Source organism: Endozoicomonas acroporae (assembly GCF_002864045.1).
GTDB classification, from domain to species: Bacteria; Pseudomonadota; Gammaproteobacteria; order Pseudomonadales; family Endozoicomonadaceae; genus Endozoicomonas; species Endozoicomonas acroporae.
In genome coordinates, this window is record NZ_PJPV01000052.1 from 1 (window position 1) to 15115 (window position 15115).

The 15115-nt window shown below is 48.8% G+C and carries 11 protein-coding genes; 4 read left to right on the forward strand and 7 right to left on the reverse strand.

The window, feature by feature from the left end; translation table 11 throughout:
• Window positions 1–262: 262 nt before the first annotated feature.
• The 6 genes from CX664_RS09155 to glnA form a co-directional block, all read right to left on the reverse strand.
• Window positions 263–979: a fimbrial biogenesis chaperone gene (locus CX664_RS09155; RefSeq protein ID WP_101746441.1), complete on the reverse strand. Its 717-nt coding sequence runs from the start codon at window positions 977–979 to the stop codon at window positions 263–265.
• Window positions 980–1130: 151 nt separating this feature from the next.
• Window positions 1131–1625, reverse strand: coding sequence for a hypothetical protein (locus CX664_RS09160; RefSeq protein WP_101746442.1), 495 nt, complete (start codon window positions 1623–1625; stop codon window positions 1131–1133).
• 181 nt (window positions 1626–1806) lie between these two features.
• Window positions 1807–3264 carry a nitrogen regulation protein NR(I) gene (glnG, locus tag CX664_RS09165; RefSeq protein ID WP_101746443.1) on the reverse strand — a complete coding sequence of 486 codons (1458 nt, stop codon included), beginning with the start codon at window positions 3262–3264 and terminating at the stop codon, window positions 1807–1809.
• Between the two features lie 3 nt (window positions 3265–3267).
• The gene (gene glnL, locus CX664_RS09170) at window positions 3268–4341 is read right to left on the reverse strand and encodes a nitrogen regulation protein NR(II) (RefSeq protein WP_101746444.1); all 1074 of its coding nucleotides are present in this window, start codon (window positions 4339–4341) and stop codon (window positions 3268–3270) included.
• 411 nt (window positions 4342–4752) lie between these two features.
• Complete coding sequence (locus tag CX664_RS09175; protein WP_101746445.1) at window positions 4753–5313, reverse strand: DUF4124 domain-containing protein; 561 nt, start codon at window positions 5311–5313, stop codon at window positions 4753–4755.
• Between the two features lie 259 nt (window positions 5314–5572).
• Complete coding sequence (glnA, locus tag CX664_RS09180; protein WP_101746446.1) at window positions 5573–6976, reverse strand: glutamate--ammonia ligase; 1404 nt, start codon at window positions 6974–6976, stop codon at window positions 5573–5575.
• Window positions 6977–7662: 686 nt separating this feature from the next.
• Here glnA and thiI point away from each other — a divergent pair.
• The 4 genes from thiI to CX664_RS09205 all read left to right on the forward strand — a co-directional run bounded on the left by thiI (window position 7663) and on the right by CX664_RS09205 (window position 13667).
• On the forward strand, window positions 7663–9120 hold the full coding sequence (thiI, locus tag CX664_RS09190) for a tRNA uracil 4-sulfurtransferase ThiI (RefSeq protein WP_101746448.1): 1458 nt from the start codon (window positions 7663–7665) through the stop codon (window positions 9118–9120).
• A gap of 220 nt (window positions 9121–9340) precedes the next feature.
• Entirely contained in the window at window positions 9341–9844 is a 504-nt protein-coding gene (locus CX664_RS09195; protein ID WP_101746449.1) for a dihydrofolate reductase, read from the forward strand.
• Between the two features lie 244 nt (window positions 9845–10088).
• Window positions 10089–12848 carry a hypothetical protein gene (locus CX664_RS09200; RefSeq protein ID WP_101746450.1) on the forward strand — a complete coding sequence of 920 codons (2760 nt, stop codon included), beginning with the start codon at window positions 10089–10091 and terminating at the stop codon, window positions 12846–12848.
• A gap of 126 nt (window positions 12849–12974) precedes the next feature.
• Window positions 12975–13667: a YccT family protein gene (locus CX664_RS09205; RefSeq protein WP_101746451.1), complete on the forward strand. Its 693-nt coding sequence runs from the start codon at window positions 12975–12977 to the stop codon at window positions 13665–13667.
• Window positions 13668–13704: 37 nt separating this feature from the next.
• Here CX664_RS09205 and argA read toward each other — a convergent pair whose 3' ends face one another.
• On the reverse strand, window positions 13705–15081 hold the full coding sequence (argA, locus tag CX664_RS09210) for an amino-acid N-acetyltransferase (RefSeq protein ID WP_420810353.1): 1377 nt from the start codon (window positions 15079–15081) through the stop codon (window positions 13705–13707).
• Window positions 15082–15115: the final 34 nt, after the last annotated feature.

A 15115-nucleotide genomic window follows, 5' to 3' on the forward strand; every position in this document is an offset into this window, starting at 1 on the left:
AGGGTGCTATCAGGATACTGTGACCTTGACAGTTACCCTGTTGTGAGTAAGTAGCTAACCATATGGAATCATATATTTCTGACTCCTTGTTCAGGCACTCTGCTTCGTTACAACTCCGGTCACATAGCTACGGCTATGCTCCCTCCGTTGTGCCTCGCATAGCACCTGCCCAAGTAGCCAGAAATATATGATTCTATATGGCCAGCTACTTAGTTCCCGAATCATCCTCCCGGGACTTCACCAAGCGACAAATCGCCTGTATTTACAGAGAGAACTTCTGAGTCTCCTCAAACTCACCATCGAACAGGCCATATTGAATAAACCCTTTGCCTTTGGCTGCACCCTCGGGCAGAGGCATTTCCCAACTTTCACCGGCATAAATACGAGTACCGTCGCTCAGGTCAGTACAGCTCTCTTGTGCATTACTGGTGCAGTATTTTCCATTACGAAGCACCACGTTGATATTGCCGCTATTTGTAAACGTCATTTTGCCATTATCTAATTTACCGTCCACTTTATACTCAGGGTTCTGAGGGCGCACAAAGACCAGGGCCTGATAGGCTACCAACAGTTTGATAGCGGTTTGTTTGGCTTCCAGGTCACCAACCACAGGACGGAAGGTTACCCGATAGACCAGCTCTTTATCTTTGGGGGTTTCCAGACTCACCAACCTTACGGTTTTACGGCCATTGGGCGGAATAATGGCTTTTCCCGGTGTGGCCAGCAGTTTGATGTCATTGGGGTCTGTTACCCGAATACGCTCTTCCTGTTCTGTACCGGGATTGATGACGTTGTACACTTCGGTTTGCAGGTAGAGATTTTCTTTATCCGGATTGGAGACCACCACATCCTGCCGTGGCAGCTGGTCTGGCTTGAAGTAGACGATCATACGATCAAGAGACATGGTTGCCAGCACTTGTGAGCTGGCGATAAGAGTGACCAGCAGGCAGGCTCCACGGACAAGGCGTTTCATGTACATATAATGGTAATTCCGGTTTGCCCCGGGCCAAACTTCAGTGAATAATTTAAGCAAGTTTGAACGACAGGGGATGAACGATACTCCCCTATTCTATTGCCACGAAAAATAATCTCAAATGGGTTTTACTGCCAAAGTTGCCTGAAACTTACCCTTACTCGGCATGAATCAATAACGTCGCAGGCTGTTTTGAGCCCTGAAAGCCGCTTACCGGCTGGGCAATCAATTGTCGGCTGCTGTTACGGCAGTCGTTTTCAACACCAAACATGGCGGAGGGTTGCCCGGTAATCCGGGTTTCTCCCGCTGGCTCAGACACTCTTAAATCAATACCGTCGGCACCGCTGGAGGCCAGGCTGAATTGGGATAAGCCACGCCCTGAGACACAGAGGGAAACCGGACGATCAAAACTCAGCGTGCTGGTTGGGTTAATAACCGGATTACCGTCTTCATCCGTTGTACTCTCATCCACAATGGCAACCTGAGACTGCAAGGACGGGTAAACAATCAGTGTGATAGAAAATGAACCGGTGGAAGTGTTACCCGGTTTGCCCTGGGTGGCTGCTTTAACATTTGCCAACAAAGTGGCGGCAAATATACCGAATAAGAAAAGTGCGCCAATTCCCTGGCGCAAAGATAGGGTCCGTTCCATGATGCTACTGCCTTACTGCTACATTCTGTTTTCAGTATAGGCAGTGTGAAATACGAACTATTGGCCTTACGTCCTGTCAAAACTCCTTATATCAGGAGTAAGCTTTTTAACCATTGAAACAGAAATACGATATAAAAACTTTTTGTCTCCGTGTCGTTTATATCCTATGGGATTGCGGTGCTTAACCAACCAGTTCTTCTTCCAGAGGTGCAGAAGGCTCCAGGCTCAGCTCCTTGATCTTCCGGGTAAGCGTATTCCGACCCCATCCCAGTAATTCTGCTGCATCTTTTTTACGGCCTCCGGTATGGGCCAGTGCTGATTCAATAACAATGGCTTCAAAGGCTGGCACCGCCTGATCAAGGATGCCGACCTGCCCCGCTGCCAGCTCACGATCACACCATTGGCGGAACAGTTGCTGCCAGCTGCCGTAGCCGGTTACCGAACCCGGGTCACTGTCTCCCTTATCCATCAACTCTGGGGGCAGGTCAGAGACCAGCACTTCCCGGCCAGAGGCCATTACAGTTAACCAGCGGCAGGTGTTTTCCAACTGCCGGACGTTACCGGGCCAGTCCAGAGTACTGATGTAACCGGCCGTTTCCGGGTGCAGGATTTTCGGTTCCACTTCAAGCTCTTTGCCTGCCTTGTCCAGAAAGAAACGCGCCAGTCGTGGAATATCTTCACGACGGTCCTTAAGCTTTGGCAGATGTACCCGGATAACATTCAGCCGGTGAAAAAGGTCTTCACGGAACTTGCCTTCTGCCACCAGTTTTTCAAGATTCTGATGGGTCGCTGCAATAATTCGCACATCCGCTTTAACCGGCGTGTGCCCACCCACGCGGTAAAACTCGCCATCGGCCAGCACGCGCAGTAAGCGGGTCTGGGTATCGGCGGGCATATCGCCAATTTCATCCAGAAACAGAGTGCCACCACCGGCCTGTTCAAAACGCCCACGGCGCATACCTCCGGCACCGGTAAATGCACCTTTTTCGTGACCAAAGAGTTCAGACTCAATCAGGTCCCGGGGAATCGCTGCCATATTCAGGGCAATAAAAGATCGGTCCGCCCGGGGGCTGTGGCGGTGCAGTGCCCTGGCCACCAGCTCCTTACCGGTGCCGGATTCACCATTAATCAATACGGTAATGTTGGAGTGCGACAGGCGGCCAATGGCACGAAACACTTCCTGCATGGCAGGGGCTTCACCGATAATCTCCGTAGACTCCTCCTGTTGCAGGGATGCCTCCGGAACCGCTGCCTCAGCCAGTTGCTGCTGGCGATGTTCCTGACCACGCCTGACCAGCGCTACTGCTTCATCAATATCAAAAGGCTTCGGCAGGTACTCAAATGCACCACTCTGGTAGGAAGACACCGCGCTGTCCAGATCGGAGTGCGCCGTCATGATAATAACGGGGATATCCGGCTTCCGTTCATGAACGGCCTTCATCAGTTGCAAACCGTTCATGCCCGGCATCCGGACATCACTGATCAGGGCCTCCGGTTCACTGTGTTCCAGCGCTGCCAGCACTTTTTCCGGCGCATCAAAGGATTGTGTTTCGATACCGGCTGAATTCAGGGCCCGCTCCAGAACCCAGCGTATTGCCTGGTCGTCATCCACGATCCAGACTTTGGAACTCAAACTCATACTTCACTCCTGTGATATATCCAGCGAAAGTGGTTCTCTGGTGATGGGTAAGAACACGTTAAAAATGGTTTCACCCGGCTTACTCTCACACTCAACCAACCCCTGATGCAGGCTGATGATGGACTGTGCCATGGGTAACCCCAGACCCGTTCCATCGGCACGGCCGCTGATCATGGGGTAGAAAATATTGTCGATCAGATCAGGCGGAATTCCTGGCCCGTTATCAATAATGGACAAGTGACAAACCAGCCGCCGTCGCTGGGTACCGATGGTAAACTGTCGGGCAATACGGGTTCTCAGGGTGATCAGACCTTCAGAGCGCGGCATCGCCTGATCAATGGCCTGCATGGCATTGCGCACCAGGTTCAGAATAGCCTGTATCAGTCGTTCGAAGTCACCCGGTATATCGGGAATACTTGGATCATAGTCTCGTTTTAGCCTGAGTTCTCCACCGGTTTCGGCATTGATTAGCTGCATCACTCTTTCAAGTACTTCATGAATACTCAGGCCTTCCATCTTCGGTGGCTGCAGAGGCCCCAGCATCTGGTCGACCAGGTCACGCAGCCGATCCGCTTCCTGGATAATAATCTCGGTAAATTCTTTCAACCCCTGATCCTCCAGCTCCCTGGCCAGAAGCTGAGCCGCGCCACGAATACCACCAAGGGGATTTTTCACTTCATGGGCCAGCCCCCGAACCAGAATTCGGGAGGTTTCCTGCTTGGCTATCTGCGACTCTTCCCGGGTAATTTTCTGAACCCGGTCACGGGGATTGATTTCCAGAAGCAGCCTTGCTTCCCCACAGGTGATGGGTGAAATGCTGTAATCCACATTGATCATCTCACCATTGATGGGAAAGTCGGTTTCCCGACGGGTAAACTGCTGATGCTGAGCCAGACTGCGATCCAGATCAGCCTTGAAGTTTTCTTCAGGAATCACCATGGTTACCGGCTGGTTCAGAATCCTTTTCAAGCTGGTATCCAGCAGGGTTTCTGCCGCCGGATTCAGGGTAATCACCCGGAACTCCCGGTCGAGCACCATCACCACGGTATTCAGGTTATCCAGAATGATGTTTTGCATAGTTCCTGTTTCAGGGATTATCTCTGCTAAAGAGCCAGGTAAAAGCTGCTTCATGGTCAGGTATTGTTATTACTTTTATCGTGTATTTCAGGCTCTGTTGACCTGAATCTGATGCGAAACGGTATTGGCTATCGTTAATGCAAAAACCAAACCACCCTTGATGGCAAGCCAGACTTTTTACCGTGAAACGTCCAACCTGCCTGATATTTCATCTATTCGGGCCATATTAGTGCGTACCATCGAAAAGAGCTCAAACGTTAATTCCAACTTGCCAGCCGTCATTGCACCATAATAGTGCATTCATGTAATCAGAGCACCAGGTTTATGGAGCTTAAACTAGCGAGACTATGGGCTGGTCTGAAAGCGTGGGGGGAAAGCCTATAGCTCACTCTCCTTTTTTTGGTGCAGCCGTCAGGAGGCAGGAGGATTTATAGATACTGCGGGAGTGAATAAGGTTCGATGGACATGGATCGTATTGCTGGACGACTGAATGACTTTGGCCTGATTATCAATGATCTCCACGGCAAGGTTGTGGGTACCACGATCCACATTCTCAAGTTCAAAAGTTAAATTTCGCTTGGGGCCCGCCACCACCTTGCCATCAAGCAGCAGGCGAACTTTGTGACCATCAATGATTTTTGGTGCTGTGACAATTTTTACCGTGAAATTTCCCTGGTTACGCACCGTGGCATTATTGGCTGGCTCGATAATTTGCAGTCTGCCGTAGGGCTTCTTGCTCACTTTTTGAACAGGTTTTGGTAATTCAGGTTTATTCTCCGGTGCTGGAGACATTGGCGTAATCGGGCGTAACTTGACTTCCTCACTGGGCTGATCCGCAGGTCGGGAGTCAGTAAAGATCACATTTCCATCCTGATCCACTGTTTTATAAATCGTGCCAAACGCAAAGTTCACTGATACCAGAGGCAGAATCACCGCCAGAAAAGACCTGACCATTGCCTTTTTTATATTCATGAGCCTCTTGCCTTAGTGGAGTCATATCCGGCTTATATCGTGTTGAGCACTGGTTAGCTTAATAGTTACCAAGACTTTTTAACAGGTAGTAACGGGGAAAACGCATGCTGGTTATTGTTTCCCGGTAATGGCCCCTGTGTACGTCTGCCGCCTACATCCATTCAGTCGTGCATTTACAGGGTTCATCAGAAAGAGAAAAGCCAGAACTTTCGCTCTGGCTTGAGGTTAAACGACAGCTAATCCGATCTGAAAAAACGGTTTAGACAGAATAATACAGATCAAACTCTACCGGGTGAGTTGTCTGGCTGACAGCAAGACACTCTTCCTTCTTGAGTTCAATGTAACCATCGATCATGTCGTCTGTGAATACGCCACCGGCCGTCAGGAACTCACGGTCAGCGTCCAGGGCAGCCAGGGATTCTTCAAAGCTGGCAGAAACCGTTGGGATCTCGGCCGCTTCTTCTGGTGGCAGATCGTACAGATCCTTGTCAGCCGCATCGCCAGGATGGATCTTGTTCTTGATTCCGTCCAGACCGGCCATCATCAGGGCCGCAAAGGCCAGGTATGGGTTGGCAGTAGGATCGGGGAAACGTACTTCAATACGACGGGCCTTAGGGCTGTTCACGTAGGGAATACGGATAGAAGCAGAGCGGTTACGGGCTGAGTAAGCCAGCATAACCGGAGCTTCAAAGCCCGGGATCAGACGCTTGTAAGAGTTGGTAGAAGCGTTGGCAAAGGCGTTGATGGCCTTGGCATGTTTGATTACACCACCGATGTAGTACAGGGCTTCTTCAGACAGGCCTGCATAGCCGTCACCAGCAAACAGGTTCTCACCGTTCTTGGACAGAGACATGTGAACGTGCATACCGGAGCCGTTGTCGCCTACCAATGGCTTCGGCATAAAGGTAGCGGTCTTGCCATAGGCATGAGCAACGTTATGCACTGCGTACTTCAGAATCTGAACTTCGTCAGCTTTCTTTACCAGGGTGTTGAACTTGACACCGATTTCACACTGACCGGCAGTACCTACTTCGTGGTGATGAACTTCAACGTCCAGGCCCTGGGCTTCCATGGCATCACACATGGCGGCACGCAGATCGTGCAGGGAGTCAACCGGTGGTACCGGGAAGTAACCGCCCTTCACTTTTGGACGGTGACCGATGTTGCCGCCTTCAAATTTGGCGTTGGAAGACCATGCCGCTTCTTCTGAGTTCACTTCGTAAGAAGCACCGGAGATATCAACGCTCCACTTAACGTCGTCAAACACAAAGAACTCTGGCTCAGGACCAAAGAACGCAGTGTCGGCAATGCCGGTAGACTTCAGGTACTCTTCGGCACGCTTGGCAACAGAGCGTGGGTCACGCTCATAACCCTGCATGGTGGATGGCTCCACGATGTCACAGCGCAGGTTGAGGGTGGTGGCTTCAGTGAATGGATCGATGACAGCTGTGCTGTCATCTGGCATCAGAATCATGTCGGATTCGTTAATGCCCTTCCAGCCAGCAATAGAGGAACCGTCGAACATTTTGCCGACTTCGAAGAATTCGTCGTCTATTTCACCAATGGGAATCGATACGTGCTGCTCTTTACCCTTGGTATCGGTGAAACGCAGATCAACCCACTTAACGTCATGTTCCTTAATCAGGCTAAGAGTCTTCGACATTTATTATTTCCCCTCTAGAGGACAAAAAAACCGGACAAACACCGCACTGGCAACCAATGAGATCAGGCGGTTTACTGATCAATCTCTTTGCTGTCTCATCAACGAGCAGCCAGAAGATTCGCTTGCTGGACCACTAGCAATAGCTATGCCACATTTTGCAACTTGATCAAATGGGATGGACAAAAACAGTGCTTTTCAGTGGGACATCTGAAAAAAGGCAAACATTGAGCAAAAAGAGACCGGGAAACAGCCAGATACCAGACCGGTTCACACAGTTTTTGCTTGCCTTATCCTCTTCAGGCTGCTCAAAGTACACACGTTCACGGCTCTCACGCACCTGAACAATGCCTAGGAGGCTGTCCGAGAGATCCGATAAAAAGCCCACCCGATACGGTGCAGAGAAAACCATAGGCGCACCAAATAAGTGCAAACAGCTTTTACAACACCCATCTGACCAAACAGCGGCAGACAGTGTAACCCCTTTGACAAGGGATTTGCAGCATTACTTACCGGCATAGAGATAAATACCGATTACGGTCCATATAAGCCGGTTTTCCGGGGTCATCCTGCAACGTGTTACAAAAGTGCCAGAACTCTCGGTTATTCGGTATAATGCGCCGTTAATGAATGGTTAAGTTATCCGTCCTACCCGCCTTGACTACCCAGCCCACAAGGTCTCCTGATCCATGAAGTTCATCATCAAACTGTTTCCGGAAATCACCATTAAAAGTGCCCCGGTAAGAAAACGCTTTATTAAAATGCTGCGTAAAAATATTCGCACCATTGTCAAGCGTGTGGATGAGAATATCGATGTCTGCGGTGTATGGGATCATATAGAAGTCACGACCAGTAGCAATGATCAGATCCTGGTGGCAGAGGTCGGTGACCTGTTAAGCCATATCCCGGGCATTGCCTACTGGCTGCATGTGGCAGAGCACAAGCTGGTCAGCCTGGACGAGGTTCTGGAAAAAGCCGTTGAGGCCCACTCAGAAACACTGGCGGGCAAAACGTTCTGCGTTCGCTGTAACCGGATCGGCAAGCATGATTTCCAGTCCATTGAGGTAGAAAGATTTGTCGGTGGCGGTCTTATCCAGCAGACCAAAGCCAGAGGGGTCAGCCTGAAAAACCCAGAAATAACGGTTCGTATTGATATCAAGAATGACCGCTATTTTATGACCCAGAAGCGGGGAGCAGGTCTGGGTGGCTATCCCCTCGGGTCTCAGGAGCCAGTACTCTCGCTGATTTCCGGCGGTTTTGACTCTACGGTATCGAGCTTCCTGACCATGAAGCGCGGTATCCGAACTCACTTCTGCTTCTTCAACCTGGGTGGGCATGCCCATGAGCTGGCAGTAAAAGAGGTGGCTTTCTACCTGTGGAACCGCTTTGGTTCTTCTCGCCAGGTAAAGTTCGTTACCGTACCTTTTGAAGGGGTTGTCGAAGAAATACTGACCAAAGTGGACAACGCCCAGATGGGCGTTATTCTCAAGCGAATGATGCTCAGGGCCGCCACTAAGGTGGCTAAAGAGATGGAGATGGCGGCACTGGTCACCGGCGAAGCCATTGGTCAGGTTTCCAGCCAGACACTGCCTAACCTGGCAGTGATTGACTCGGTAACCGATGCCCTGGTGCTCCGGCCTCTGATTACCATGGATAAGCAGGCAATCATCGATATATCCATACAAATCGGTACTGAAGAATTCGTTCGTAATATTCCAGAATACTGCGCAGTGATCTCGAAAAACCCCACCACCCGGGCCAGGGTAGAGAGAATTGTGGCAGAAGAGGAGCGGTTCAACTTCGATGTACTTGAAGATGCCATTCAAAGCCGGAGAACGGTCTCTATCCACGACATCATTGCGGATGACCTGACCCGGGAAGAAATCGAGGTGGTTAGTGAAGTTCATCAGGGTGAAGTGATTATCGATATTCGTCACCCCACTGAAGAAGAGATAAAGCCATTTACCATGCCCGGACGCGAGGTGGTGATCATTCCCTTCTATCAGCTGCGCACACGCTTCCCGGAGCTGGACAACAATCGCCATTACCTGCTCTACTGCGAAAGGGGTGTAATGAGTCAGCTGCATGCCATGCACCTTCGGGAAGAAGGGCATGAGAACGTTGGCGTATTTAACCCGAAGCCGTAAATTCTCTACCGGGAAGGCGCATGGATTGCCAAGCGTTGTCTTGGGGTCTTTGCCGTGAAAGAAAAATTGCCACGGAGACACAGAGGCACGGAGACAAGATAAAGTTTTACCTCTGTGTCTCCGTGCCTCCGTGGCAAATCTTTCATACCAGAGGGTGACGAACAATCGTCATGAGTATTTGTGGTTCAAAACTGTATGGTTCAAAAAAGGAGTAACATGGATGAAACTGGCCCTGATCGCTGCGGTGGCAGACAATAACGCCATTGGCATCAATAATAAAATGCCCTGGTATCTGCCGGGAGATCTGCGCTACTTCAAAGCGGTTACCATGGGAAAGCCTGTGATCATGGGCCGGAAAACCTTTGACTCCCTGGGCAAGCCTCTGCCAGGCAGAACCAATATCGTCATTACCCGGGATCACAACTGGCACCATGAGGGAGTCAGCGTAGTTCACAGCCTGGATGATGGGATTGCCCTGGCGGAGGCTGCTAACCTGATCAACGGTAACGAAGAAATCATGGTCATTGGTGGCGAACAGATCTATCGACAGGCGATTGATCAAGCTGACCGTCTTTACCTGACCCGGGTGTATCAAAGTTTTGACGGTGATGCCTTTTTCCCGGACATCAACCCGCAGGAGTGGCGGGAAATCTCCCGGGAAGACACCCAATCAGAAGATGAGCAGCCACTGACTTACAGTTACCTGGTGCTCGACAGGGCCTGAAATCAGCACCTGTCGTTTTTCCCTCTTTCAACTTGGGAATAAGCCACATTTCCTGCCGCCTCAGATGCAGGAAATGCCCTTTTCTCCAATTCTGATTGTCTATAGTTAGTTGAACAGCTTGTGATGTTGCATGGAAAAGTTGTCTGTTTTCTATCTTGTTTGCTGGGCAGGCAATGCATCATTTTTACACATACTCATTAAGCCAATACAAGCCTTGAATAAGGGTTACCTTAGGGAATGAGGAATGCCCCGGATACCATCTACAGATCATATTTCTTCGCACCGCGCAGGATACCCGCCATCCGAACCCGGTAAAGGTCAACACGCCACGGATACCCGGGAAATAAAATCGGTTGAGACCACCATTCAAGTGACTGAGCATAATGAATCCAGGCACTGGCATAACCGTTTAATCTCTTTCTGTAAGGAAAAAATCAATCGCTTTATTCACCCTGCCCCCTCAATGAAAGTGAGTGATCTGGTTGATGATCTGACCAAATACAATCCAGAGAACCCACAGAAAGTACTTGCTGCATTAAAACTGCATGCTGGCCACATCAAGCTGCATCGATCAGAAGATGGCAGACTGGGTATTTCGAATGGAAATATCGCTATCAGCACAGAAACGATGGAAGCTGTCGTCAAATCCACTCAACTCAGCAGCATGGATATGGCCTATGAGTATTTACGTAAAGGTAAAACACCGCCTGATGGCTTCCTGCAGCAAGTACTACTGACGCATATCCATAGAAAAATTCGCCTGGCAATGCAGTATGAAAAAACCTCCGGCTTACCAGTCATGCAGCAACAACTTCAGGGAAGAGAGCAATATGGAGTGCATCCTGAACAACAATATGAATATATTAAAAACTTATTAATAAAGGTTGGCATAAAAGATGAAAAAACGTTCACTTTTGAACGAATGCTTGAGTTTAAAAAAGAGTTACGAAACAACCTGGTTCTGCCCATTGAGGAACAAAAATCAGCAACCGGCAATAAAGTAAAAAGTATTGACAGTGAAGCCCTCGATCATCAGCAACCACCACTTCCTCAGCTACCTGAGCCGAAGAAAACAGGTCATTTTATCGAGAAAGAAGACCGTAAACATATTCAACAACTGGCTTCAGGAGAACGTTTTTTTGCAAATATACACCTTAAAGATATTGGCAACAGAATAAAGAGAAATATCTTACGTAACAAACGATACCAGATTTACAATTTCTTTATTTTACTTACTGGAGCCATCCTCACTGCTATTTTCCCACCCGCTGGAATCGCTATTGGTATTGCCGTTGCTGTCGGACTGATCACTGATCTGGGTTACATCGCTTTCTGGTCTTCCAGTACCGAGCTCTGGCGCAGGGTCAGGATGGTCAGAGGACTTAAACAAATAAAAAAATACGCTGACTTTGACTATACCAACTTTGATAAGTCAAACGACAGGAAAAGAAAAAAACTAATAAATAAACTTCGTTATCGATGCACTCATAAAACCTTTTCACAGATATACAACGCTTATGCAGATCTCGAAAAACAGGCAATAAAACTCAAAACAATGGCAGAAAAAGAACAGAAGACACTGGCAGAGTCTATTGCTTTAGAGAAAGAGAAAGCACTGTATTTTGAGCGAAGAAAAAAACTGAAAGCCAATTTATTTTACTTTGACAAGCTTATCGAGAATGTCGTGATCAGCCGCACCATTCTTGAAAACCGGCATATAAAGGATCTGGAAGACCTGTGGAATTCAAAATTTAAAGATATGCCTCCTGAAAAAAGAGAAGAACTGTTCAAGAGTGTTACCACAAACAAAAAGTTAACCATTCACGGCCACCAGATAAAAACCAACGACAAAAAATGGATGCAGCACATCATTCCTCACTGGATGAATTCTGCCCGGCACACAGCAAGTCAACCAGATTCTGATAATGCGGGAATTGAGCCTAAAAAAGAATCTGCGGCCTTTAAATCAGCCGGGATTTTGAAAAGCATGATTCAGGATTTTTTCTATACCCAAGTCAAAGGAACCTTATATAAAAACCTGGTAAAAATTTTCAAAATAGCTGGAAAAAGAGGAAGCACCATCAATTTAACCCCTGTCGCTCCAAAGATCACTGTGAGTGGAGCCTTGTGCTATGTGGCTTTCTTTTTTGCGGATATGGCTGCCGATCATGCAAATACCAAAGTTAATAAAAAGAGAATGGCAAAGATGATCAAAAAGCAGCCTGATTATACCAGACAACTGTTTGGCAAACGGCTGAGAACAGGGCGCGAGGAAGTTGGTACGCTACGCTCACTGGCCAAACAGGAATTGGAGCCAATGGTTGATCATTTACTCCAGTCGATAAAATCAATGGAAGACATTGGCAACAGTCTGGAAGAAGCCAGACAGCGAAGTGAACTGCTCAACAAAGGGCCGTATGAGTCAATGAGTGATGAAGAAGCCGCGATAGTTATCCTTAAACATGCCGCCTTACAACAGTTGCTTGATCAGGAAATTAACAGTGCATTCGGTACATTCTATCGTGTTGTTCAGGAAAAAAGCGCCAACTGGAACAAACAAATAGCCAAAACACTGATTGGTAATAGTGTACGGGTTATTTCTACTGTATCCGAAGGCCAGGAACGCAGATACACTCCAAAGGCTGCCCGGGTGAGAGAATCAGCGGATCAGTATTCTCACAATGAACATCAGCGTTTATCATCGGAGGATTTCTTACACTCTATCCGAAACCAACCCTGTGGCCGTCTGATTATCCGGTTTCGTACAGGAGAAATATCAGAAGGTCTGGCACTCAAGGAAATCAGAGAACTCGATAGCCTGGACGAACTGCTTGACTTAAGAACCTGGATTGAAAAAGCACAAAGAGAAGGAAGTTACCAGAAGCACGAAGAGACTCTCAGGCTGTTCCACAGCATTATTACTTATGTTATTGGCAGCAAATATAACTCTTCTCAATCCCCTCAACACCCAAGTGGCAACCAGCGCCCGATTGATCCGGTTTAGCCATGTACTGGCCATCGATAGCGCCGCTGCCCACAGTTCAAGCCCACAATTTCGGAAAGCAACAATACGAACCGGTAGTTGTACCAACCTATAATCGATAGATGATCTATAGGAGAACACTGCCTTATGTTTGTACGTCGTCTGTTGGGTGCACTGTTGGTATCCACTCTGGCCATGCCGGTTATTGCTGATAATACACTGGTACTGCCTGAGAAAACAAAGCTGCTGGTTCTTGATGGTAAGGATGCCGATCATCTGGGCAGCAAGAAGGATCTCTCTCTTGGCAACGGCCGTCATCAGTTGGTATTCCAGCTGAAAACGCTGGTGAGGGACGGTGGTGATACCAAAATGTTTACCACCAGTCCGTATATCATGACGTTTGACCTGTCTGGCGATCAGGCCTACACCATTAATGCCCCGAGACTGAAAACAGCAAGAGATACCGATAAACTGTCACAGTCGCCAAAGGCTCAATTCTCAATTACCAATGCCAAAGGCCAGGCGATTCCCTTTGAGTTCAGCGTGCTTAATAAATCCGGGCTGTTAATCGGCGGAGACACGGTGGAGGATATCCAGAAGTTTAACCTGTCTGACAGTCCGGCGGCTGTTCGGGCAATGGCCGGAACCGTTTATATTGCTAACCCGCAAGGTGTCTCATATCAGGTTGCCCAACCATCCCGACCTTCTGTCATGCCAGCACCGGCAACGGCTCAGCCAATGAGTGAAAGCATGCTGCAGTACTGGTACAACCAGGCGGATGAAACAACCCGTGAACGATTCCTTCAGTGGGTTTCTGACAGTAATAAAACCGGGAAGTAGTCCGCTCGTTTTCAGTTAACCCGGGAGCTATTCTCGGTCAGCCTCCTACCGTTTTCATAAGAACCTTTGACTGCCTTTTGGGGTTATATTTTGCTTTAAGCTCTGCCGGTAAATCATCACAGGCAACTTCAGCAAACTCCCGCTCAATAAACCAATGGGTAGTCTGGGTGGTCATGACGTAGATTTCGTTCATGCCCTGTTCTTCTGCCAACGCTTCAATATGGGCGAGCAAACGATCACCGCGCTGTGCACTGCGATATTCAGGATGGACCACAACACAGGCCAGTTCTGCTGCGCTGGTACCATTTTCATAGTACGGATGAAGAGCAGCACAGCCGATGATCATGCCGTCCAGCAACACGACACTGAACAGCTTTATTTCCCGCTCCAGTTCTTTTCGGGAGCGACGGCGCAGTATGCCTTTTTCCTCGAAAGGACGGATCAGTTCAAGAATACCGCCCACATCCTCAATGGTTGCACCACGGACTTCTTCATAGTGATCCCTGGAAATCAGCGTACCGGCACCATCACGGGTAAACAGCTCCATCAGCAGTGATCCATCATCCTGATAGCTGATAATCTGGGCCCGTTCGACACCATCGGAGCAAGCGGTCACGGCGGAGGACAGCAGTCGCCTTGACTCACCAGTCTGCGACTCAAGTTCTTTAATGGCTTCATGGGGAGAAATTCTATTGATCAGATTCCCCTGGTGATCAAAAATTCCCTGTTGCTCAGCGTACAGTATCAATTTTTCAGCTTGCAGACTGATGGCGGTCCGGGTAGCCACTTCCTCTGCTTCAATATTGAAAATCTCCCCGGTGGGGGAAAGCCCGAGACAGGAGAGTAACACCACATAACCACTGTCCAGCAGATGATCGATGGCCTGACTGTCTATCTTCCGGACTTCGCCCGTATGCTTAAAATCGATACCATCAAGCACCCCCAGGGGTTTGGCGGTCACAAAGTTACCACTGACTACACGAATCCTGGCACCATGCATGGGCGAGTTCACCAGCCCCACCGAGAGCCTTGATTCAATCAGGGCTCGCATATTTCCTGCAGCATCTTTGACACACTCAAGGCTCTGCCTGTCAGTAACCCGTCGTTCATTATGCAGTCGGCCATTGCCAGCCCCGCCCTGATGAATAACTGTTTTAATGCCACGTTCCCGTAAACGCTCATCAATCTGAGGGCGGGCACCGTGTACCAGCACCAGTCGGACCCCCAGGCTACTCATCAGTGCAATATCACTGATGATATTACCAAGGTTGGGGTGAGCCAGCGTTTCACCACTGAGCATGATCACAAAGGTTTTCCCCCTGTGGGCATGAATATAGGGTGATGATTGACGGAAAAACTTCACGTACTTTTCTGCACTGTCTGCTGAATGTTCCTTTTTTTTCACGCAAGCCACACTTGTTTATCCATGACACTCTATTAAAGGCCGC